Consider the following 21,249-nt stretch of genomic DNA (forward strand, 5'->3'; position numbering starts at 1 on the left):
TAGCGGGCTCAGGCGCAGGGGTCTCGGGCGGGCTCTCCGGTGGGCAGGTACCGCCGCAACTCCTGGGCGGTGACAGCACCGCGGGCCAGTGCGCACAGCGAGCGGAGGGGGTCGCTCGGCAGGTCGATCCGCCAGGTGCGGACGCCTCCGGCGAGGCTGCCGGCAATGAGGCTCTTGTCGTCCGGGCCGAACGCCACCGCCTCCATCGGTTCCTTGCCTCCGGTGTCCACCGCCGAGAACCCGGCCAGCAGCGTCGCCAGCCGGGCGAGGGGTGAGCCGGTGGGCCGGTCCAGGACGCAGCGGGGCCAGTCGGCGGCCGATCGCGACAGTTCACCCCGGCCGATCGCGGGCAACAGCCCGGCACGCAGCAACGACGACTTGCCCGCCCCGGACGCGCCGGTCACCACCAGCATTCCCGTCCCGGCCAGCCGCTGCGACACGGTCGCCACGAGCTGCGCCGTCACCAGCTCCCGTCCGTGGAACACCGGCGCGTCACTCTCCCGGAACGGCGCCAGCCCCCGGTACGGGCTCTCCTCGGCCCAGCGCGGATCGACGCTGTGAGCCCCGTTGCCCGGCGCCAGGGAGCGTGTGCGCCGTTCGATGGCCGCAACGTGTTCCAGGAGGAGCCGGGTACTGGTCGACTGCTGGTATTGCAACCCGACCGACACCTGGAGCGCGGCGCTCTGGCGGTCGGTGTCCTCGCGGATGGAGTCGAGCCGCGCCCGCAGGTCGGTCAGCACCGACCGGAACTCGCCGAACTCCTGCCCGAGCGCCGCGAACCCGGTCGCGATCTGCTCCTGGAGGTGATGGTCACCGGTCTCCACCGCGGCCTCGACGGCGGCGCCGACCGCACCGATCTCCCCCAACACCCGCGCGATCTCGCCGCGCAGCCGCTCGGCGTCCTCTCCGCCCGCCTGCAGAGCACACAGGATCTGGCGCTCCACCTCGTCCTCAAGTTCCGCGCGTTCCGCAGGCCCGTCGCCGAGACGGGAGACGCCCGCCCGCACCAGGTCACTCAGGACGTTCCCGCCTACGGAGGTGAACGCCCCGATCCCGGCCGATGTGACCGCCGCCGGGCCGATCCCCGACTCCAACAACGGACCGAACGCGCCCGCGGAGAGGTTCGCGAGCAGCGCCGGGGGCGTCCACTGCCGTGCGGCGGAGCCCGTTCCGTGCGCCAGCCGCGCGACCCGTGCCCGGACCCCGGCGCGCATCAGCTCCGCCTGCTGCTCCGACGGTCGCTCCGACTCCACATCGCCATATCACCACTACTCAGGGTGTCGGTGGTCGGAAACGGCCCTCATCGGCCACCGCTCGGCGGTTCTGGCCTGTCAGAGGTCGAGGACGGCCAGGATGAAATGGACTTCGCCGTCTGTGGTGTTGGCGTACGAGTGGGGGCGGTCGCCGACGAAGACGGCCGCCGTTCCTTCTCCGACGAGGTCTGTCCGGCCGTCCACGCCGAGGGTGAGCGTCCCCTGGTTGACGTAGACGATTTCCTTGGTGCCCGGCACGTGGGCGTCGCTATCGCGGGTCTCGCCGGGTTGGAGTTCCCAACGCCACAGCTCCAGTGAGGGGCGCGGGTCGCTTCCGGCGAGGAGCGTCCCCGTGCCGCCGTTCTCGCCCTGCCAGAGGACCACGTGTCGTTCCGGGCGGAACAGCCTCACCGGCGGCTCTTCCTCCACCTGGACGAGTCGTGTCAGCGGGACCCCGAGGGCGTCGGAGATGCGGATGAGCGTGCCCAGGTTCGGGTTGCCGCGTCCCTGTTCGAGGCCGACCAGGACGCCCTTGCTCACCCCGGCGCGTCCGGCCAGTTCGTCCAGGCTCCAGCCGTGGCTCGCCCGGAGCGCCCGGACGGTCCGAGCCACGGCCTCGCCGATGGCCTCTTGCTCGCTCACATGACCTCCCGATCACCAGGCCCTCACGATCCCACGATGCCGGGTCGGCGGTGACCACGAGACGTCCGTATCACCGACCATGGTCGGTATGATGATATGTAGAGTTCGTTAAAATGACCGGCGTGAGGGAGTGAGCGATGCTGGACCGGGTTGCGGTGGACGAGGCCGTTCGGGAGCTACGGCCCGACTTCGCCGTGCTCGTCGTGATCGCCGAGGGGCTGGCGAACGGGCCCGGCGATCACGTGTCGGAGGGCTGGCTGGCCGACGCGGCGACGAAGGCCGACGCGAACGATCCGCATGTGGAGGCCTGGCACGAGGCCTACCGGGCGTTCGGCGCCAAACCGAAGCGAACCCGGCCCTCGGTGGACGCGCTGCTCCGGCGGGGCGGTTCGCTCCCGTCCATCAACAGGGTGGTGGACGCCTACAACGCGGTGAGCGTGGAGTACGCCCTGCCGATCGGCGGCGAGGACCTCGACGCCTACCAGGGGGCGGCGCGGCTGGTGCGCGCCACCGGGGACGAGCCGTTCGACGTGGTCGTCGACGGCGAACCCGCCGTCGACCACCCCGACCCGGGCGAGGTCGTCTGGCGGGACGACGCGGGCGTGACCTGCCGGCGCTGGAACTGGCGCCAGTGTGTCCGCACCCGGCTCACCGAAACCACGAAGAACGGCTTCTTCCTCCTCGAACGCCTCGAGCCGTACCCGATGGAGCGGCTGACCGAGGCCGGGGAGCGCCTGACCGAACTGCTCCGGGAGATCGCACCCGACGTCCGGGTCACGAGCCGACTCGTCGGCGGGCCGTGATGGTCATGGTTCTCGCGCTGGGCGCGGCGCTCGCCTACGGGGTGGCGGACTTTCTCGGCGGCGCGGTAGCCCGGAAGTCAACGGTGCTCAGGGCCCTGACCTGGTGCGTCCCGGCCGGACTGGTGGTCGTCCTGGTGTCCGCGCTGCTCACCGGCGGCCGCATCGGGGCCGCACCGATGGCCTGGGGATTCCTGGGCGGTCTCAGCGGCGGAACGGGCCTGATCGCCTTCTACCGGGCGCTCGCCCGCGGCCCGATGAGCGTGGTGGCCCCCGTGTCCGCGCTGGCCGGGGCCGTCCTCCCGGTCGCGGTGGGCGTGGTCGGCGGCGAGCGACTGGACCGGTCCGTGGTGGTCGGCGTCCTGCTGTGCCTCGTCGCGATCGGACTGGTCAGCATGGAGGCCGGAACCGCAGAGAAGTCCGGCGACGCCTCCGTCCGCGCCCGGCGGCGCCTGCTGGACTCGGGCCCGTTGATGGCGGCGGCATCCGGAATCTGCTTCGGAGTCTTCTTCGTGGTGCTTAAGGAGGCCGGCGACGACAACGGGCTCTGGCCGATCGTCGGCGCACGTACCGGCACCCTCACCGTCGTGGCGGCGGCACTGCTGGTCATGGCACTCCGCGGCCGCGACCTCGGCCCGCCGGTACCGGGCCGAACGCTGCTGGCCCTGGCGCTGCTGTCCGGCACCCTGGACACGGGCGCGAACGTGCTCTACTTCCTCGCCGCCCACGAGGGAATGCTCAGCCTCGCCGCCGTACTGACGTCCCTCTACCCGGCGATCACCGTCCTGCTGGCCAGAATCGCCTACAGCGAACGACTCCGCACCGTCCAACGCATCGGCATGGCCATCGCCGTCGCCGGCGTAGCACTCGTAACAGCAGGCTAAACGTCTGAAGGCCGTCGTCCCGGGGATGGGGCGGCGGCCTTCGCGTGGCGGTGGTGGTGGGATTCGAACCCACGGAAGCTTGCACTTCACACGCTTTCGAGGTCTGCGGATGTCTGTCCGCCCATGATCGGCCGAGTGCTCCGCACACGCTCAAGCCGTGGTCAACCCTGTACGTAGGCAGCTGCCACAACGCGGCCAAGGTAGTCCCAACTGCCTCGACTATCTCACATACCTCAGCGTTGCACCGCGAGGTGATCAACTTCTCAACGATCTAGGGATCTTCCACTGGATCTCGGGGAAGAAGTACCTCAAGGAGCTTGTCCTGTCAGACCCGTATGCGAGAGTTTAAGGTAAGGAGGTCGACATGGCAGGTACAGTCATCATCCGCCACGAACATACTCCTTCTCCTTCTGGCTGCAGATGGTGCGGTGAGCCTGATCGCGGCCACGGTCGACGTTGGGTTAGCTCGGTGGGATGGCATTTCTGGGCTGCTCCCACCGATAAGCAGAGAAAGATGCGAATGCTCTCCCGCAGAAGAAGCAGGCAGGTTGAATCTTAATCGTTAGCTAGCTTAATGAGGCTGGCGAACAATTGCCGCAATTGCAGGGGCACATCTTCTGGGCATTGAAGGGTCTTGGCAAGCTGGTAAAGCATCTCCGGCTTTCCGCCTGGCGCCGCTTGACTTCTTTCTCTGACCATGTCGAAAACCTTCTGACTGAACTTTTTTTCGTTGCGTAGTTGATTGAAGTCGCTGGCCTTCCAACTTGCACCGTCGACCCGTTTCCAGAGAAGATTAGCGGCCTTCGCCCACTGTTCACCCGAGAACAGCTCCTCTATCTCATTGGGATTGCCTAGCCAGGTAACATCTTTACCGGGGTCGATGCCAAACCTTGCCAGCTTGTCGGGCGTAAACAGACCCCGCGGCCGAGTCTTACTGTCTGCGTCCACCGCCAGCATGGCAGTTCTACCATGCTTTAGCAGGAAGCGAGTAAAATGCAGAGCACCTTCATTGTTGTTGCAAGCCCATAGGGCGATGCCGGCAGACTGAAGATGCATTTGCTCCGACAACCTGAAAAGCAGGGGAAGCACCTGTTGTTCCGTTGGGCCCTCTACTCCAACGAAGCATCTTTCGTGGAGGAGTACCGAGTTCCTCACTCCTAGTGCGCTTGCAATGTTACCCAGATGTATATCCGGATCGCCTGCGTCTTCCAGCCTCTCCATAGATGTACGCTGCTCAAGTAGGCGCAGGTGTACGATGTTCGAGATATCGACGCCATCGATCAGATTGAGTGAGTGAGTGGCCACTAGAACTTGTATATGAGACAGTTTACATTGGGAGCGAATCAAATCCATCACGCGCCGCTGGTGTACGTAATCCAGGTGGGTGTCTGGCTCGTCATAAGCCACAAGCAAGTTGGGCGAGTCGTCTTTGGTCTCTTCTGTAGTATGAGCTTCCTCTTGCTGACGCAGAATGTCATTGGTCCATTCCCAGACGGCAAGAGCCACTCTGCGAGCCCGTCCAGAACCAGTACTTGCCAAGCTGACATCTTCCCCCTCCACCTGAGACAAGATGAGCTCAGTGCGCTTCAGGCCAGCCTGGAACGAAACCTCGGGCCTCACTTCGGCCCCGATTAGATCAGGACACCTCTCCCTCACATGCGTGCACAGGTCTTCTGCGTCCCCGCGAAGTTTCTCCGAAAGAGTATTTTCGAGTTCGCTGATTCTTCCCTGGAGATTCTCGTCCTGCAAGTGTGTCCGGTAGCGACTGTGTAGAGCCGCCCTAATTGTTTCATCTGCATCAGGGATCAATCCACCGAAATAGAGAAACTGTGGCATTCGTCTCTTGACAGTCGGCTCCACCTGGACCCATTCAAGAACCTTTGGGCCCCGAGCTGCATACTCCTCGAGCCTTTTAAGTAGATCAGCTCGAAGGCCACGGACATCGAGGCCGAACTCAGCGTTGAGTGCCTTGAGCTCTGGAACCCTTAGCTTAGGCAATTCGCGCAGACGTGCGTCTTCTGGAACCTCGCGGTAAATCTCTAGCTTCGAACCGACCTCGGGAGAGAACGTGCGTCGTATGCGTACATGCGCCGGCAGCCCCAGTTCGGCCCGCTCTGCATCTGAAAGAATAAATGTTCCTTCAACGCATACTTCAGTTTCCCGTTCAGTCCGCGAAGCGCTTCCATCTTCGGCAATAGAGAAGGTCAGGTCGTTCTCGGTGGCATCATTGGCCCCTAGGAGGAAACCTGCGGCAGTAAGGGTGGCACTTTTTCCGCCGTCATTATGGCCGGTAATGATGGTTGGAGAGAGGACCGGTATACCGCTTACAGAAGAGAGTGAACGGAATCCCTGGACATTGAAAGATTCCAGCTGCATTAGCGAGCGTCCTCCATGCAGTGCGCTACTAGATGTGCATACCTCTTAGAAGAAAGATTCAGGCCGGGAGCAGGCGTGAAAGTGAACTCTAGTTCTTCTAGGTCAAGGATATTTTCGACTAACAAAGGCCGCCATCCCGGTAGTGACTTCGAGGAAGTGGCTCCCGAAATCTGATACACGTCAACATAAGTACCGTGCGTGGATCGATAGAGGACATGAGGCTGCGCAAGGCGCCACCCAAGATCGTTGATTCTACCCGAACTGGATCGGTAGCGGAGTTTCACTGTGGTCCTGTTACGAACCGCCTTGAGTAAAATGTCCTCTATGTCCATGTCTGTGCTCCTGGTCCTACAAGGAATGATGAGTCTAGTGTAAAGATCTTGAAAAGTGTCGGCGACGCGCCAGCACAGTTAGTCGTGCCACTTGACGAGTGGTCCGGGGATGGGGCCGGGCTTTCCTGTCTGCGGTGGCCTTTGCTCTTTGCTAAGCTTGCCGTTTTGGCCATGTGGCACACCTGTAAGAGCGCGAGGAACGGCGACACCTCAGCTGAATATTGCACGCCGGAGAGCCGGTCGCGTCGGTTGAAGGAGACTGCATGTTCAGCCCCGGACGCTCGAAATGGCCACTTAGCGAACACAATGGGGCGGTGATGGAACGTTTCATAATAGCAGTTGTGGGCTACCCAAGGTAAAAGGTTAAGGGTGGTCGCAGAGCCTCTGCTTTGGCGGAGCCAAGATTTCAATTGACGTCAGATTGATCCCGGTAGTCGAATCCCTATGCAGAGTTCCTGGCCCTGAGCCTTCACTTCCGGCCTGGGGAGGTTCGCCAGCGTCGTCCCGGGGCAAGTCGGCAACATACGTGCCCCTGCGTGGACCGCAATCATCGAACTCGGCCGGGTTTTCGACGTAATTCTGCTTCTGGGCACGCAGTGCCCCGACAAAGCCTCTCTACCGACCGGCGTCTCAGCAAATGCGGGGAACCGGTTCTGCCGCGGGTTATGGGGCAGGTCGAGTACGACATGGTTCTCGGCACCTCGGCGCACCGCAACGGACTCCGAGCCACGGCTGTCGGCCTCCTGGACAAGGGCATCGGGTACCTGGCCGGGGATGCCGGCGACTCGCAGATCGACTGCTCCTACTACATCGACAACCTCACTGCGGACCGCATCTGCGAGCGTGCCCGGGCCCTGCAGAAGGCCGCTGACACCCTGACCGGCCACGCAGGCGGCGAGGCCTCCGCACCGTCCAACGCATCGGCATGGCCATCGCCGTCGCCGGCGTAGTACCCGTAACAGCAGGCTGAATCTCACCGGCGCCGACCCTGCCGGCGGTCGAGCGTCCCCACAGCGGTGCGGTGCTTGGGCAGAGCTGCGTCATCGGGAGCGCGGCTTCGCACTGTGGAGTGCGTTGGCATGGCCGTTGCGGGGCCGGGGTGGTGGTTGTGACGGTGGGGTGAAACGTCTGAAGGCCGTCGTCCCGGGGATGGGGCGGCGGCCTTCGCGCTGCGGTGGTGGTGGGATTCGAACCCACGGAAGCTTGCACTTCACACGCTTTCGAGGCGTGCGCCCTCGTCCACTAGGCGACACCACCGCGGGAGAGCCTACCCGACTCTGCGGTGGGCGAAGAACTCGGTGAGCAGGGCCGCGCACTCGTCCGCCATGATCCCGGCGATCACCTCGGGGCGGTGGTTGAGGCGGCGGTCGCGGACGACGTCCCACAGGGATCCGACCGCGCCCGCCTTCGGGTCTACGGCGCCGTACACGATGCGTGCGAGTCGGGCCTGGACGGACGCTCCCGCGCACATCGTGCACGGCTCCAGGGTGACGACCAGCGTGCAGCCGGAGAGTCGCCAGGTTCCGAGGGACGATGCCGCGGCGCGCATCGCGACGATCTCCGCGTGGCCGGTGGGGTCGGCGCTTCGTTCGCGGTTGTTGTGACCCGTTCCGAGGATGGTGCCGGACTCGTCCAGGATGACCGCTCCGACCGGGATTTCTGCGTGCTCGAAGGCGTGGCGTGCTTCGTCCAGGGCGCGGTTCATGGGTGGTCTGAACGCGTCCAGGGTGGTGTCCGGCGACGGGGTGGGGTGGTCTGGGTCAGTCACGGAGGCGGTCGAACTCCTCGCCGAAGCCGGCGTGTTCGGCGACGGCGAGGAGCGCGTCGCCGGGCAGGGCGCGTTCGCCCAGGTCGCTGAGCTGTTTGGGGTCGAGGCCGAGGTCGTCGAGCAGGGCCGGGTCGCCGCCTGGGTCGCCGTCCGGGACGTCCCCGACGAGCTGTTGGAACAGGGAGCCGAGGCCGTCCTCGCGGACGGTGGAGACGTAGGCGCGCGGCTCCTGGTCGTCGTCCAGCCGGACGATCGCGAACCAGTCGTCGTCCTGTTCGACGAGGAGCACCACCGGGTCGCCGTAGGACTCGACGGCCGCCTCCCGCATCAGGTCGGCGACGTCGTCGACGTGTTCGGCCTCGGCGAGGAGGGCCTCGGTGCCGACCCAGCCCTGCGGGGTCCGCGCGAACACGGCGGCGAAATAGGACACCTGCTCATTGTGGCCCAGGAGGTCGCCCCGGTCACACCCCCTCACCTCCGCTTGGTTGGGTGGGAGGCTTCCGTCGCCGTGGATCCGGCTGTTCACCGGCGGGGTCAGGAGATGGTGTCCAGGGCGCGTTCGAAGGCGGCCGCGAAGCCGATGCGACCGGCGATGCTGAGGAGCATCTCGTCCGGATACAACTCCAGGTCGCCCGAGATGGCGCCGAGTTCCATCTCGTCCAGGCCGAGGTCGGCGAAGATCGACATGTCGCCGACCGGAAGGACCTGGTCGAGTTCCTCGTCCTCGGGGATCGGGATGTCGAGATAGTCGAGGACCTGGCCCGCGAGCGGCCAGTCGACGGAGGCCGTGACGTCCGACAGGAAGACCATGACCTCGTCGCCGAGCAGACGGATCGCGACGAAGAAGTCGTCGCCGACCGAGACCAGGCCGATCGTGCCGCCGAGGCTCGGCTGCTGGCGCAGGGCGTGGACGAGGCCCGCGAGGTCCTCGGTCAACGCCACCGGGAGGATCTCGGCCTCCCAGCCCTCATCTTCCCGGTACACCACGACGGCGAAGTCCGTCGCGTCCACATCTGTCATTTCCACCCCACCGGCCCGTCTCCTGCCAGGGCATGGTCCCAGATGCGGCCCGCGCGCGTGCGCCCGACCGCCAAACTAGGTGCCGCACCCCTCCGTGAGACTGGGAGTCAGCACCACGGAATCCGAGGCCGCACAGGGTATTTCGGGGCCTCTTTGAGCAAATCCCCCGACCGGGTCGGGTCAGTTGATGCGGAAGGTGCGGCGGCGCAGCGCGGCGTGGATCCGGGCGCGGCGGGAGCGGTGCGGTGTGACCCGGCGGCGCAGTTCGCGGGCCTCGGCCAGTTCGCGCAGGAAGATCGCCCGGCGGCGGAGATGCTCGCGCACCTCCTCGGGGGAGAGGTCGCCCTGCGGGCCCGGACGCGGCGCGGCGTCCCGTCCTGTGACTTCGGTCACCTTCGCCTCGGCGGCGGGGGATTCGGGAGGCGGTTCGGCGGCCTCTGGTGGGGAGATCGTCGCCTCGGCGGGGGGCGTCACCTGCGCGGGTGGGTCGGGCGCGGACTCGCGCGCCCGCGTCGGACCTCCCGGTCCTTGATCGCTTTCGCTGTGCATATCGCCATACTGCCCAGCTCAACGGCGTCTATCCAGATTCGACGACGAGGGGCGGATCGGCGGGGTTGGGCTACCGTGAGCGGATGCAGACCCTGGCCGTCGATCATCCGCTCGTCGCGCACAAGCTCACCACATTGCGGGACGTCCGCACTGATTCCCCGACGTTTCGCCGTCTGACCGACGAGCTGGTCACTCTGCTCGCCTACGAAGCGACCCGCGACGTGCGGGTGGCGGAGGCCACCGTCCAGACCCCGCTCGTCGCCGCCCAGGGCGTCCAGCTGGCGAGCCCCAAACCGCTCGTCGTGCCGATCCTGCGGGCGGGCCTCGGGATGCTGGACGGCATGACGCGGCTGCTGCCGACCGCCGAGGTCGGCTTCCTCGGAATGCTGCGGGACGAGGGCACGCTCCAGGCCCAGACCTACGCGACCCGGTTGCCCGACGACCTGTCCGGGCGGCAGTGCTACGTCCTGGACCCGATGCTCGCGACCGGCGGGACGCTCGCCGCCGCGATCCGGCTGCTGCTCGACCGCGGCGCCGACGACGTCACCGCGATCTGCCTGCTCGCCGCGCCGGAGGGGCTGAAGCAGATGGAGCGGACGTTCGCGGGCGACGCGGCGCCCGTCCGGGTCGTGACGGCCGCGATCGACTCCCATCTCAACGAGCAGGGCTTCATCGAGCCCGGCCTCGGGGACGCCGGAGACCGCCTCTACGGCGTCGTCTGACCCACGGCTCCGGAAGGTCCTGGATCGGTCGGACTTGTGCTGTTGGAACGTTCTGATTTGAGCGTGTGCCCAACCGGTGATGTTCGTTCCCGGTGGCAGGGGGTACGGGTGTCCTACGGAACGCCAGTGTGCGTTCCCCTCCGCCGTCCCGGCACAGGGGACCGTAACGGACCGGGCGGCGCGAGCGACCGCAGGGACACGTGATGGCTCACCAAGGGGAAGGCGACCTGCCGCGTTACGCCGTGATCGGGGAGCGGCTCACCGCGGAGTTCGAGGGCGTGCACGCCGCCGAGACGGTGGACCGGTGCGTGTCCGCCGCACGCTACGGTGCCGAGGAGGTCACCGGATCGGCGCCGCCCGACCTGGTGGAACGGATCGCGCGCAGGCACCTGGAAGTGCTCGCCGCCGTCGCCGCGGAGAAGCGCCGCAGAACGCGCCGTTCGTCACTCGACAACGCGCCATAGCGCGTGCTTTGCGGGCCGTTCGGGCTGTGCGAAACTGAACCGGGGTCTGTGTCGATGCTCCGGGAGGCAGCAGTGCCCGCCAAGAAGTACATGACATGGGTCGCCGTCGCCTTCGTGGCGTTCTATGTGATCAAACAGCCGGACGGCGCGGCACAGTCGGTGGAGAACGCGGCCAACGGCCTCGCCTCCGCCGCAGGATCCCTGGCCACCTTCGTCAACGCGCTCGCCTGAGGCCGCCATGAGGCTCGTGACCCCCGGGGACTCCGCACCGGCGTCGGTGAACAAGTACCTCCTCCCGCACGAAACCCAGGTGATCACGGTACGGCGGCATCCGGCCGTGCTGATGGTCCCGGTCGCCCTCGTCCTCGGTGGACTGATCCTCGCGGGCGTGCTCAGCAACACCGTCACCGCGGCCATCACCTGGGTGTGGTGGGGCTGGCTGGCCCTGCTCGGCTGGTTCGTGTGGCGGGTCGCGGAGTGGTCGGTCGACTACTTCGTCATCACCAACCAGCGCATGTTGCTGACCACCGGGCTGATCACCCGCAAGGTCGCGATGATGCCGCTGGCCAAGGTCACCGACATGAGCTTCAAGCGGACGATCGCGGGCCGCATGCTCGGCTACGGAGAGTTCATCCTGGAGTCCGCGGGCCAGGACCAGGCGCTCACCAACGTGGACTTCCTGCCCTACCCCGAGCAGCTCTATCTCGAAGTCTGCGAGATGATCTTCCCGAACAAGAACCCGGCGCCCGAGGAGCCGCTGCCGCCGCCCCCACCGCCGCGCAGGCCCCCGAGGGAGCCGGTCGATGCGGAGGACGTCCCCACCGCCGCCGGCCCGGACGACCCGGCCTAGAGCTTCTCCCAACGCGGCCTCGGCCCCGCGCGCGAACGCGTGCCCCGCCCGGCGCGGCGACGCCGGAGGCGAGCGGAGCCGGGTGGATCGCTAAGCGATGTCGCGTTCGCCCCAGGACCGGTCACGTAGCGAGCCGCTAGGTGTACTGCCCATGGACGTTGGTGACGGCGACACGGGGTGGATGGTCTTGAAATAGGGAGGACCTCCGGGCGTGGTGTGGAGCTACCACACAGCCACTCCACGCCCCGGAGACCGCGCACGGTCACGGAGACGGTCGCGCGTAGGGAGATGCCCGGGTCGGTGCTCCAGAGGCTGGAGAACCAGTACCTGATCCGTAGAAGCCGGGCAGGGGTCGATCTGCGTTTCCCGCAGATCGCCGAAGCGCTGCGCCGGATCCCGGCCGTCCGTGTTCCCACGGAGACGACCGACCTGCAGCACAGCCAGTCCTTGTGCCCCACCGTAACGCGCCGCTGGCCGAGCTGGGCGGGACTGCGATCAACACAGCCCGGAAGCGCGGCATCCTGGTCAATATCGGCGGTTCTCGCGATCTTTTGGGGATGGTCGGATACCGTCCGAGTGTGAAGGCGTCGCGCCCGCCGGAGCGTCCGACCGGTCCCACCGGGCCCACCGGGGTGTCACGGTGGCGTGGCGACGTGCGAGCGGCGGCCCGTCAAGCCCTACCAGACGGCCTCTTCTCGCGCCGCTTCATTACTCTCGATGTGCGATAACCCGCAATGTGCAATCATGTCGGCACCCCAGCCGCCTGTTTACTTCCGCTAAGTGAGTCCACATGCCGGGTCCAGGCAACGTCGGCGAACGTGTCCGCAACCTGCGGCTGACCAGACGCTTGTCGCAGGCACAGCTCGCCGGTCACGACCTCTCCGACAGCTATATCTCGTTGATCGAGTCGGGTAAGCGCACCCCGACTCCGACCGTCCTGCGCATGCTGGCCGAGCGCCTCGGCTGTACGCCCGAGTACCTCGCCGAGGGCGTCGAGCCGGAGCAGCGCGCCCATCTGGAGGTACGGGAACGCCACGCGCATCTGGCGTTGCTGCGCGGCGACCCCGTCACCGCCGAGGCGGGCTTCGACGAGGTCATCGCCCGCAGCGACGACCCCGACCTCACGTCCCGCGCACGATGGGGACGCGCCCGCGCCCTGGAAGAGCTCGGACGCGTCGACGAGGCGATCGCGCTGTTCGAGGAGCTGCGCGAACAGGCCGAACGCGACCCGGGACGGGCCAGCTGGCTGCCGCCGGTGATCGCGCTGGCGCGCTGCTACCACGCCGTCGGCGACCTCGGTCAGGCCATCGCGCTCGGCGAACGCGCCATCGACCGGCTCACCCAGCTCGGCGTCGCCGTCGGCGAGGAGTACACCGAGGTCGGACGGATTCTGCTCCTCGCCTACGTGGATCGCTCCGATCCCGTCCGGGCCCACCAGCTCGGCCAGCGCCTCCTCAACCCGGAGGGCGCCGGTGACGAACCGGTGAGCGTCCACTACCAGCGGGCCAGCGTGCGCGCACTCGACGAGGGCACGATCGGCGACTCGCTGTACTTCGCCGACCAGGCCCTCGCGGCACGGGGCGACGCGGGCCCGGCGCAGTCGCGCGCACGGCTCTCCCTCGCGGCCGCCAAGGCGCTGCTCAGGGGCGTCATGCCGTTCTCGACCGCCGTGCAGCCCGGCATCGCGCCCGCCGGTGGGCACGGGTTCGAGCGTCCCCGTCCCGAGGGGTCGCCGGAGGCCGCGCAGGAGGCGCTGGAGCTTCTCGACGGCGCGACGGGCCTCAACGGCGCGGAGTCCACCGAGAGCACCATCGCCAGGGCGCGCGCGCTCGTCCTGATCGGTGAGCTGGACGAGGCCATCGCCACCCTGGAGCAGTTCCTCGACACCGGCTCGGCGCTGGCTCCGCCGGAGGCACCGCGCTCGGTTGCCCCGCCGCCCGGCACAGACCTCGCGGCACGCACCCAGAAGACCGTTCTGGCCCGACTTGTCCTGGCCCGTGCACGCGTCGCCCAGGGAGATCCGCGGGCCGCCCAAGTCGTTCTGCGGGCCGCGTCCGAACAACTGTCGACCATGCCGTCCGGACGTCCGGCGGCGCATCTTTTCCGTGAACTGGGCGAGTTGTTCGAACTCGTCCAGGATCCTGACGCGGCGGCGACCGCATACCGCCAGGCGCTGGAGGCCGCGGGCCTGTCGGCGTCGTCCTCGCCGTCCAACGACAGGGCCACCGTCTGACCGTCCCCCCTCGAGCGACAGGGGTGGTGGTCGGGGCGGAATAAAACCCGGTCGACGAGTGTCCTATCATCGAAACATGGGATGACTCGCTGACCGGAGGTAAAGGTGACTCTGCGCACGGCACGGCGTTCGTCGCTGGTCGATCAGGTGATCGACCAGCTGAGGGGCGAGATCGCCGGCGGGGGCTGGCCGGTCGGCGCGAAGATCCCGCCGGAGCCGGTTCTGTCGGAGACCCTCGGAGTGGGCCGTAATACCGTCCGGGAGGCGGTCCGCGCGCTCACCCACGCGGGGCTGCTCGAAAGCCGGCAGGGCGACGGCACCTACGTGCGGGCCACGAGCGAGCTGTCCGGGGCCGTCCGGCGCCGGTTGGCGACCGCGGAACTCGTCGACATCCTCGAGGTCCGGCGCGGACTTGAGGTCGAGGCGGCCCGCCTCGCCGCCGCCCGCCGCACCGAGGGCGACATCGCCGCCATCGCGGGCGCCCTCGCCCGCCGGGACGCGGCCTGGGCCGAAGGCGACCACGCCGCGTTCGTCGAGGCCGACCTGTCCTTCCACACCGCCGTCGTCGAGGCCACCCACAACCGGGTACTGACCGACCTGTACCACGACTTCAGCGCCGCGCTCCGGGCCAGCATCGGCGCGGCCGGGACCCTCCTCGAGCACGTGGACGTCCCACACGGCCCCATCGCCGCCGCGATCGAAGCGGGCGACGCCGAAGCCGCCACGCAGGCCACCCACGCGTGTCTGGACCAGATCCTCGCCTCGACCGGTCATCCCGAACCGACCGCATAACCGGACCAGATCCTCGCTCCGACAGGTCACCCCGAACCGACCGCTTAACCCGCAACGACCACCCACAAGCCACATCACCCGCTGGGCACGACCGCGCGGCGCCACTCCGTCCGCGACGACCATCGCCTCCCGGTGGGTCACGTATCCGGTCAGACGTGCGCTGATTCAGGCGTGCCTCCCGGCAGACGACGAAGGAAGAGATGAGAACCCCCGTTTCCCGCGCCACGGCCCTCTGGTCGCTCATCGGCCTGGTGCTGTTGACGATCAACCTGCGGGCCGCCATCACCGGTATCGCGCCGGTGCTCGGCGACCTGCGGGACGTGTTCGGCCTGTCCGGCGCCGAGATCGGCGTCCTCACCACGCTTCCGGTGCTCTGCCTGGGCATCTTCGCCTCCGTCGCGCCGGCCGTCGCGCGGTGGTTCGGCACCGAGACCGCCATCGCCGGATCGCTCGTCCTGATCACGCTGGGGATCCTGGTGCGCGTGGTCCAGTCTCCGATCACGCTCTTCGCCGGAACGGTCCTGGTCGGAGCCGGGATCGCGATGGGCAACGTGCTCGCGCCCGCGGTCATCAAGCGCGCGTTTCCGTCCAGCATCGGCTCGCTCACCGGCCTCGCGATGATGCTGATGGCGACCAGCGGAGCCGTCGCCGCCGGGCTCGCGGTTCCGTTGGACGCGGCCGGGGGCTGGCGGCTCGCCCTCGCCGTCTGGGCCGTCCCGTCGACGATCGCGCTGCTCGTGTGGGGGCCGCTCGCCGTCCGTCGCCGCCGGACTCCGGAGCCGGTTGACGCGCCGCGGTCGCCGGAAGCGCCTTCGGCGAGGTCACTTCTGCGCTCGCCGACCGCCTGGTATGTCGCGATCTTCATGGGCCTGGCGTCGCTGATGTTCTATGTGCTGATGTCGTGGCTGCCGGAGATCATGCGGGATGCCGGGTTCGCACCGGCCACCGCCGGAATGATGACGTCCACCATGTTGATCGTCGGTGTTCCGCTGGGCTTTGTCGTCCCGCTGTTCGCCGCCCGACTCCGCGATCAGCGTTCGCTCGTCGTGGCCGTCGCCGCCGCCATGGTCACCGGCCTTGGCGGGCTGCTGCTCGCCCCGTCCGCCGGCTGGATCTGGGTCGTGGCGCTCGGCCTCGCCATCGGCAGCGCGTTCCCGCTCGCGTACACGCTGCTGAACCTGCGCTCGTCCAGCCCGATGATCGCGGCGGGTCTGTCGGGGATGGCGCAGACCGGTGGATATCTGCTCGCCGGGTTCGGTCCGCTCGTGGTCGGCGTCCTGCACGACGCGACCGGTGGCTGGACCGTGCCACTCCTGCTGCTGCTCGTGCTGGTGGTGCCGGAGGTGCTGTTCGGGTTGCTGGCGGCGCGGCCGGGGCTGGTTCGTCCCGCCGAGCCCCGCGATGCTCGCACGCGTCCGGTTCCGGCCCGGACGCACGAGTCCGCGCCGGAACCGGCCGGGGTCCGCTGAGGGTCAGGACATGTCGACGGAGTCGAGGTCCAGGACGCGGGCGTGCAGGACGAGTCGCTGGTGGAGCGCGGCCCGCAACGCCCGGTGGAGCCCGTCCTCGAGGTAGAGCTCGCCCTGCCACTGGACCACGTGGGGGAACAGATCGCCGTAGAACGTGGAGTCCTTGGCGAGCAGGGACTGCAGGTCCATCTCGCGCTTGGTGCTCACAAGCTGGTCGAGGCGGACCTGGCGAGGCGGGATCTTGGCCCAGTCCCGGGACGTGAGACCGTGCTCGGGATAGGGCCTTCCATCACCCACCGCCTTGAAGATCACCCTCCGAGTCTACGGTGTCGACCTGACCCCGAGAAGGCGACTCAACAACATGAGTCACATGACTTACCACAAATGGTAAATGGTTACCTGGCAGCTCAGTGGGTTCGTTAGTAAGTAACGTCCGGGCCCTGGTCGGTTTACCTACGGCGCCGGGAGGGTCGGCTTGCGGCTCGGCTCCAGCGCGTCGCCCGTCGAACCAGGTGATCACCACTCCGGCGCCGGTGAGAAGAATTGTTCAACACTGGTAGCACCCGGTGACGGCTCCTTGGTGAAGATGCCCGGGGCGGCGGAACGGTAGGCGGCGAGGAGCTGCCGCTCGGCACGGGCGAGATAGGCGGCAAGCGCCGTTTCGGCCGTCTCGGTGTCGCCCACGAGGATCAGTTCGGTGATCTGCCGATTCAAGGCCAGGTAGGGCCGGTGGAACTGCTCCTGCTCGGTGGACGAGCCGTACGCGGCGAACGCCAGACGCAGTTCGGCCAGCACCCGCGTCATCGTCTCCTGAAGGCGGCGGCTGCCACTGAGCTGGGTGATCGCCTGATGCCACCGGATGTCGGCGGTCGCGACGTCCGCCCAACGCCGGTCGGTCACGGCACGGTCGGCGTCGTCGAGGATGTCGGTGAGCGGGATGAGCAACACCCGGGGCGCGCCGTTGGCGCGGCGTACCGCGTCGAGCTCGACGAGCCTGCGCACCCGGAAGATGTCGGCGATATCGCCCGCGGTGATCCGGCGAATGAAGACACCGCGGTTGAGGCGATGGACCACCAGCTCCTCATGGGCGAGAAGCCGGAACGCCTCGCGCAACGTGTTGCGGGAGACGCCCAGGGCCTCGGCCAGTTCCCTTTCGCGCAGGTGGTGACCGGGACGGGCGCCGCCCCCCGCGACCATCTCCCGGAACCGCCTGACCGTGCGAATCACCGCGCTGTCGCCGTCGCCCTCGTCGATGGGCTGCGGGGGGTTGTCGCGGAACCATGTGAGGACCGGGTCGGCGGGCATGGCGTCTGCCTTGTCCATGTCAGATGACACATAGCGAACCTAAACCTGGTGGCCGACTTGGGTCAGGCCCCGAGTCTGGAAGATTGTTGAACAATACCTTAGCGTCGGCGGTATCGAGATCGTCTGGTCCGCCCGAGCCGTTCAGGACCTCCGAAAGACAGGGATGGTCACATGACCTCGAATCACCCCCCGCCATCCCCACCGCCTGACGGAACGGGCGAGGGATTCACAAAGCCGCCCTCCGGGGATCCTCCACCGACGACCGTCCCCGAGGAACCGCCGGTGGACACTGTCGCCGCCCCACCCGCGACCGCCGCTGACGACCTGCCGACGAGCGCCCCCGACGACCCGCCCGCGGACGTCCCCGACAGCCGATCGTCCGGTGCCCCTGAGGCTGCGTCCGCAGGCGTTCCCGGCGGCCCGCCGGTGGATGGTCCCGAGAGCCCCTCGGCAGGCGTCGCTGTTGGCCCACCCGCGGGTGTCCTGGATGATCCGCCCGCTGGCGTCTCTGAGGCTGCGCCCGCAGGTATTTCCGGCGGCCCGCCGGTGGGTGGTCCCGAGAGCCCCTCGGCGGGCGTCCCCGAGAGCCCGCCGGTAGGCGTCGATGAGGGCCCGCCCGTTCCGGACGATCCGGCCGGTGGCGTCTCTGAGGCCGCGCCCGCGGGGAGTTCCGACAAGGACACTGTTGCCATCAGGCGTGCGACTGCCTCTGACGGCCCGCCTCCGGGTGTTCCCGATGGGCCGGTTGGTGCCGTCTCTGAGGCTGCGGCTGCGGGAGTCTCCGATGACCCTCCGGTGGACGCTGTCGCCGGTGCGTCTGGGGGTGCCTCTGACGGCCCGCCTACAAAGGTCCTTGATGCTCCGCCTCCGGGTGTTCCCGATGAGCCGGTTGCAGGGGTCCCTGGTGGTCCTCCTGGTGCCGTCTCTGAGGCTGCGGCTGCAGGAGTTTCCGATGACGCGCCGGTGGACACTGTCGCCGGTGCGTCTGGGGGTGCCTCTGACGGCCCGCCTACGAAAATCCTCGATGGTCCGTCCGCGAGTGTTCCCGGCGGCCCGCCTGAGGACGTCTCCGGCGGCCTGCCCGCAGGTGTTCCCGGCAGCCCGGCTGCGGGTTTTCCTGGCGGCGCTCCCGCTGGTGTTCCGGACGGCCCGCCTGCGGGTGTTCCCGGTGGCCCGTTTGGTCCGGGTGGTCCGCCGGGAGGTGGGGCCGAGGGCGCGGGCTTAGCTGCGGGCTTGCCTCCGGGGTTCGTTCCGGTTTCGAGTCCGCCGGTGGCGTCCGGTCCACGCCTCACTATTCCGGGTGGACGCCGTACAGTGATCATCGCCGGGGGCGCGGCGGCCTTGCTGGTCGTGGTCGTGCTCACGGCGGTGGTGGCGAGGGCGTTAGGCCCGCACCGCTACCTCGGGCCGCTGAAGCCGCTCGACGGGGCGGTGTCGGCGGTGGCGTTCAGTCCGGACGGGAAACTCGTGGCCACGGCCTTGGCCGTGGGGACGGACGCGGGACAGATCAAGCTCTGGGACGCGGAGACCGGGCGTCCGCAGTCCCGCAAGAGTTCCGACTCGCAAGGCCGTATCGACGTCCCGGCCCAGGTCATGTCCTTGGCGTTCAGTTCTGACAGCGACACTCTCGCGGCGGGTCTCGCAAACGGGAGCGCGCACGTGTGGTCCCTGGAGGCGGGCGGGAGCCAGGTGATCGGGACGCCGTCGTCGCCCCCCACCCCCACATATCCGGCCGATCCGTACCCCACGGATCCTCTGCCCTATCCGAGCATTCCGCTTCCCACGCCGAGTCTTCCGCTCCCCTTCCCGAGCGGCCTCATCCCCACCGACCTGGAGCCCGGCTTCAAGCGCAGCTCCCACGGTCCGTCCAAGGCGCCGGCGCCGCTTCCGACCAGGGCGCCGGAGGGGTCCGCGTTCGTGGCGTTCGTCGGCGACGGCGAACGGCTCGCCGTGGCGGCCGGAGAGAAGGTCGAGGTCTACGAGGTCGCCGGCGGCACACCCCGGCAGTCCCTCGACAGTTCGGGGACCCAGGTGCGGTCGGTCGCCGTCAGCGACAACGCGAAACTCCTGGCCGCGGGACGCGCCGACGGAAGCGTCCAGGTATGGGACCTGGCGTCCGGCCGTGCGACCCTCACGCTCAAGGGGCACCTCGACGACGTCGGCGCCGTCGCGTTCCACCCGACCAAGGAACTGCTCGCGAGCGGATCCGCGGACGGGACCACCCGGCTGTGGCAACTGCCCGCAGGGACGGAGACGGCGATGCTGACCGGGCACGACCAGGAAGTCCGGTCGCTGGCGTTCAGCCCGAACGGCAAGACCCTCGTCACCGGCGGGTCGAAGTCCCCGGTACGGCTTTGGGACGTCGGCCGCCGCACCGCCGCGGCACGTTTCGACGGCCACGCCCAGGGCGTCACCTCGGTCGCCTACAGCCCCGACGGCCGGACAGTGATCGCCGGGGGCACGACCGCCGACGCATGGCTGTCGGACGTCTCCAGTCTCCCCTCATGACATCAGGGCAGGATCTTTCATGACCCCTCAGAAACCAGGTCGCGCCCCGTCCCGCAGGGATCGCCGCGCACGGCTCCGGCGGTTAACGGTGGCCGCGGGCGCGCTGCTGACGGTGACGTCCTGCGCCGTCGACTCCGGCCCCGGCGGGCTGAAGCTGGTGGACGCGAGCGGCCCGCTCACGCCCGACGCCTACACGCGCAAGCTCACCGAGTCGGCGCAGTCGCTCAGCAACGCGCTGCAGGTGATCGGGGGAGCGGTGAAGTACTCCGATGTCTCCGCGCGTCTCAGCGAGGCCCGCAACGCCGCCGACCGGACCAAACAAGCCCTGAACGAGCTCACCCCTCCGAAGGACGCCCGGACCGCGCACTCCCAACTCGTCGTCGCCCTGTTCCAGTTCAGCCGGGACATGAACGTCATCGACCAGGAGGTGCAGGGGCAACGACTGTGCACCGTGCAGGCCGTCCAGCATCGGGTGGGCTCGGCGACCGGGGCGCGGTTGCTGCGTGAGGCAGCCGACCGGCTGAAGACGGCCCCCGGCGGCCACGCCTTCCCCGCCACCATCGCCGATCCCGGCCCGCGGACCGAACATCGCGAACCCAACGGCCGCCTTCTCAAGAAGGGCCCCCGCGGCGGCAGGGGTGATCTGATCGTCGAGAACAACGGTGAGAGTGACGCCGTCGTCTCCCTCACCCGCAGCGGAAAGGCCGTGTTCACGGTCTATGTCCGCAAGAAGGGGAAGACCACGATCAAGGACATCGCCGACGGGTCCTACCGCATCATGTACACCACGGGCAGCGACTGGGACACCAAGGCCAAACGCTTCTCCCGAGACTGCGACGTCCAACAGAGCGTGGACGACACGACCTTCTCCACCACGGTCAGCGGCGGCTATATCCGCTGGCAGAACTGGACGTACACCATCAGTCCGACCAGTGGCGGGAACAGCGTCACGACCCGCGGTAAACCGGACGACTTCCCCGTGGACTGACCGGAGGACCATCCGCGGAGGCCATGGGGGCGCCCCCGAACGCGAGTCCGCGCGCATGCTCCGGCGGTTGGAGACGCGCGGGTTCGTCGTCCTGCACGACCGGGCGATACCCGGGTTCCACGCCGGCCTCCCCCCACCTGGTCATCACGCCGAACGGTCACGTGGTCGTCGTCGACTCCAAGAGATGGTCGTCCCGGAGAACGTCCAAGAAGATGTTGGAGGACGGCGACCGCAGGTGGGCCCGGTCGGCCTGCTGCGCCGCGAGGAAGCCTTGGCGTCGGCCGTTGGAGAGAT

20 protein-coding genes, 1 tRNA gene and 1 pseudogene are annotated in these 21,249 nt (G+C 68.0%); 12 read left to right on the plus strand and 10 right to left on the minus strand.

The window, feature by feature from the left end:
- Positions 1-8: 8 nt before the first annotated feature.
- Both BZB76_RS03900 and BZB76_RS03905 read right to left on the minus strand, forming a co-directional pair.
- Positions 9-1,253, minus strand: coding sequence for an nSTAND1 domain-containing NTPase (locus BZB76_RS03900; protein ID WP_121432876.1), 1,245 nt, complete (start codon positions 1,251-1,253; stop codon positions 9-11).
- Positions 1,254-1,331: 78 nt separating this feature from the next.
- Entirely contained in the window at positions 1,332-1,895 is a 564-nt protein-coding gene (locus BZB76_RS03905) for a helix-turn-helix domain-containing protein (RefSeq protein ID WP_121432877.1), read from the minus strand.
- Positions 1,896-2,032: 137 nt separating this feature from the next.
- On the opposite strand from BZB76_RS03905, the gene BZB76_RS03910 reads away from it, so the two are divergent.
- Both BZB76_RS03910 and BZB76_RS03915 read left to right on the plus strand, forming a co-directional pair.
- A complete protein-coding gene (locus BZB76_RS03910; RefSeq protein WP_121432878.1) occupies positions 2,033-2,698 on the plus strand; it encodes a B3/B4 domain-containing protein in 666 nt (221 codons plus the stop codon).
- A 5-nt stretch (positions 2,699-2,703) separates the two neighbouring features.
- Entirely contained in the window at positions 2,704-3,579 is an 876-nt protein-coding gene (locus BZB76_RS03915; RefSeq protein ID WP_246006735.1) for a DMT family transporter, read from the plus strand.
- 555 nt (positions 3,580-4,134) lie between these two features.
- On the opposite strand, the gene BZB76_RS03925 is transcribed toward BZB76_RS03915, so the two are convergent.
- Positions 4,135-5,955, minus strand: a complete 1,821-nt coding sequence (locus tag BZB76_RS03925) for an AAA family ATPase (protein WP_121432881.1) — start codon at positions 5,953-5,955, stop codon at positions 4,135-4,137.
- Between the two features lie 997 nt (positions 5,956-6,952).
- Here BZB76_RS03925 and BZB76_RS03930 point away from each other — a divergent pair.
- Entirely contained in the window at positions 6,953-7,237 is a 285-nt protein-coding gene (locus tag BZB76_RS03930; protein WP_121432882.1) for a hypothetical protein, read from the plus strand.
- A gap of 222 nt (positions 7,238-7,459) precedes the next feature.
- On the opposite strand, the gene BZB76_RS03935 is transcribed toward BZB76_RS03930, so the two are convergent.
- From BZB76_RS03935 to BZB76_RS35670, 5 genes are all read right to left on the minus strand, one after another.
- Positions 7,460-7,544: transfer RNA gene (locus BZB76_RS03935), tRNA-Ser, on the minus strand.
- Between the two features lie 10 nt (positions 7,545-7,554).
- Entirely contained in the window at positions 7,555-7,992 is a 438-nt protein-coding gene (gene tadA / locus BZB76_RS03940) for a tRNA adenosine(34) deaminase TadA (protein WP_121432883.1), read from the minus strand.
- Positions 7,993-8,047: 55 nt separating this feature from the next.
- Positions 8,048-8,485 carry a tRNA adenosine deaminase-associated protein gene (locus tag BZB76_RS03945; protein ID WP_121432884.1) on the minus strand — a complete coding sequence of 146 codons (438 nt, stop codon included), beginning with the start codon at positions 8,483-8,485 and terminating at the stop codon, positions 8,048-8,050.
- A gap of 104 nt (positions 8,486-8,589) precedes the next feature.
- Entirely contained in the window at positions 8,590-9,075 is a 486-nt protein-coding gene (locus BZB76_RS03950; RefSeq protein ID WP_121432885.1) for a tRNA adenosine deaminase-associated protein, read from the minus strand.
- Positions 9,076-9,255: 180 nt separating this feature from the next.
- Entirely contained in the window at positions 9,256-9,624 is a 369-nt protein-coding gene (locus tag BZB76_RS35670) for a hypothetical protein (RefSeq protein WP_246006736.1), read from the minus strand.
- 83 nt (positions 9,625-9,707) lie between these two features.
- Here BZB76_RS35670 and upp point away from each other — a divergent pair, with 83 nt between their 5' ends.
- The 7 genes and pseudogenes from upp (at position 9,708) to BZB76_RS03985 (ending at position 16,154) form a co-directional block, all read left to right on the plus strand.
- On the plus strand, positions 9,708-10,346 hold the full coding sequence (gene upp, locus BZB76_RS03960) for a uracil phosphoribosyltransferase (RefSeq protein WP_121433435.1): 639 nt from the start codon (positions 9,708-9,710) through the stop codon (positions 10,344-10,346).
- 203 nt (positions 10,347-10,549) lie between these two features.
- Positions 10,550-10,810, plus strand: coding sequence for a hypothetical protein (locus BZB76_RS03965; protein WP_121432886.1), 261 nt, complete (start codon positions 10,550-10,552; stop codon positions 10,808-10,810).
- A gap of 72 nt (positions 10,811-10,882) precedes the next feature.
- Positions 10,883-11,041, plus strand: coding sequence for a hypothetical protein (locus tag BZB76_RS34580; protein ID WP_170180436.1), 159 nt, complete (start codon positions 10,883-10,885; stop codon positions 11,039-11,041).
- A 7-nt stretch (positions 11,042-11,048) separates the two neighbouring features.
- A pseudogene (locus BZB76_RS03970) lies at positions 11,049-11,546 on the plus strand (PH domain-containing protein); the annotation flags it as partial.
- A gap of 904 nt (positions 11,547-12,450) precedes the next feature.
- A complete protein-coding gene (locus BZB76_RS03975) occupies positions 12,451-13,893 on the plus strand; it encodes a tetratricopeptide repeat protein (protein ID WP_121432888.1) in 1,443 nt (480 codons plus the stop codon).
- A gap of 105 nt (positions 13,894-13,998) precedes the next feature.
- Positions 13,999-14,685 (plus strand): FadR/GntR family transcriptional regulator, encoded by a 687-nt coding sequence (locus BZB76_RS03980; protein WP_121432889.1) that lies wholly within the window; start codon positions 13,999-14,001, stop codon positions 14,683-14,685.
- A gap of 200 nt (positions 14,686-14,885) precedes the next feature.
- Positions 14,886-16,154 carry a CynX/NimT family MFS transporter gene (locus tag BZB76_RS03985; protein ID WP_121432890.1) on the plus strand — a complete coding sequence of 423 codons (1,269 nt, stop codon included), beginning with the start codon at positions 14,886-14,888 and terminating at the stop codon, positions 16,152-16,154.
- Between the two features lie 3 nt (positions 16,155-16,157).
- Here the strand turns inward: BZB76_RS03985 and BZB76_RS03990 are convergent, their stop codons facing one another.
- Positions 16,158-16,466, minus strand: coding sequence for a type II toxin-antitoxin system VapB family antitoxin (locus tag BZB76_RS03990; protein WP_121432891.1), 309 nt, complete (start codon positions 16,464-16,466; stop codon positions 16,158-16,160).
- A gap of 204 nt (positions 16,467-16,670) precedes the next feature.
- Entirely contained in the window at positions 16,671-17,477 is an 807-nt protein-coding gene (locus BZB76_RS03995) for a GntR family transcriptional regulator (RefSeq protein ID WP_121432892.1), read from the minus strand.
- A 1,296-nt stretch (positions 17,478-18,773) separates the two neighbouring features.
- Here BZB76_RS03995 and BZB76_RS04005 point away from each other — a divergent pair.
- Both BZB76_RS04005 and BZB76_RS04010 read left to right on the plus strand, forming a co-directional pair.
- A complete protein-coding gene (locus tag BZB76_RS04005; protein ID WP_170180499.1) occupies positions 18,774-19,967 on the plus strand; it encodes a WD40 repeat domain-containing protein in 1,194 nt (397 codons plus the stop codon).
- A gap of 19 nt (positions 19,968-19,986) precedes the next feature.
- Entirely contained in the window at positions 19,987-20,955 is a 969-nt protein-coding gene (locus BZB76_RS04010; protein ID WP_147449303.1) for a hypothetical protein, read from the plus strand.
- Positions 20,956-21,249: the final 294 nt, after the last annotated feature.

Source organism: Actinomadura pelletieri DSM 43383, assembly GCF_003634705.1.
GTDB classification, from domain to species: domain Bacteria; phylum Actinomycetota; class Actinomycetes; order Streptosporangiales; family Streptosporangiaceae; genus Spirillospora; species Spirillospora pelletieri.

What these genes read in the sequence shown, in the direction of transcription:
- BZB76_RS35670 (WP_246006736.1), bottom strand. Translation starts at nt 9,624, where the DNA reads ATGCACAGCGAAAGCGATCAAGGACCGGGAGGTCCGACGCGGGCGCGC.
- BZB76_RS03930 (WP_121432882.1), top strand. Translation starts at nt 6,953, where the DNA reads ATGGGGCAGGTCGAGTACGACATGGTTCTCGGCACCTCGGCGCACCGC.
- tadA (WP_121432883.1), bottom strand. Translation starts at nt 7,992, where the DNA reads ATGAACCGCGCCCTGGACGAAGCACGCCACGCCTTCGAGCACGCAGAA.
- BZB76_RS03975 (WP_121432888.1), top strand. Translation starts at nt 12,451, where the DNA reads ATGCCGGGTCCAGGCAACGTCGGCGAACGTGTCCGCAACCTGCGGCTG.
- BZB76_RS04010 (WP_147449303.1), top strand. Translation starts at nt 19,987, where the DNA reads ATGACCCCTCAGAAACCAGGTCGCGCCCCGTCCCGCAGGGATCGCCGC.
- BZB76_RS03950 (WP_121432885.1), bottom strand. Translation starts at nt 9,075, where the DNA reads ATGACAGATGTGGACGCGACGGACTTCGCCGTCGTGGTGTACCGGGAA.
- BZB76_RS03910 (WP_121432878.1), top strand. Translation starts at nt 2,033, where the DNA reads ATGCTGGACCGGGTTGCGGTGGACGAGGCCGTTCGGGAGCTACGGCCC.
- upp (WP_121433435.1), top strand. Translation starts at nt 9,708, where the DNA reads ATGCAGACCCTGGCCGTCGATCATCCGCTCGTCGCGCACAAGCTCACC.
- BZB76_RS03985 (WP_121432890.1), top strand. Translation starts at nt 14,886, where the DNA reads ATGAGAACCCCCGTTTCCCGCGCCACGGCCCTCTGGTCGCTCATCGGC.
- BZB76_RS03995 (WP_121432892.1), bottom strand. Translation starts at nt 17,477, where the DNA reads ATGGACAAGGCAGACGCCATGCCCGCCGACCCGGTCCTCACATGGTTC.
- BZB76_RS03925 (WP_121432881.1), bottom strand. Translation starts at nt 5,955, where the DNA reads ATGCAGCTGGAATCTTTCAATGTCCAGGGATTCCGTTCACTCTCTTCT.
- BZB76_RS03965 (WP_121432886.1), top strand. Translation starts at nt 10,550, where the DNA reads ATGGCTCACCAAGGGGAAGGCGACCTGCCGCGTTACGCCGTGATCGGG.
- BZB76_RS03915 (WP_246006735.1), top strand. Translation starts at nt 2,704, where the DNA reads ATGGTTCTCGCGCTGGGCGCGGCGCTCGCCTACGGGGTGGCGGACTTT.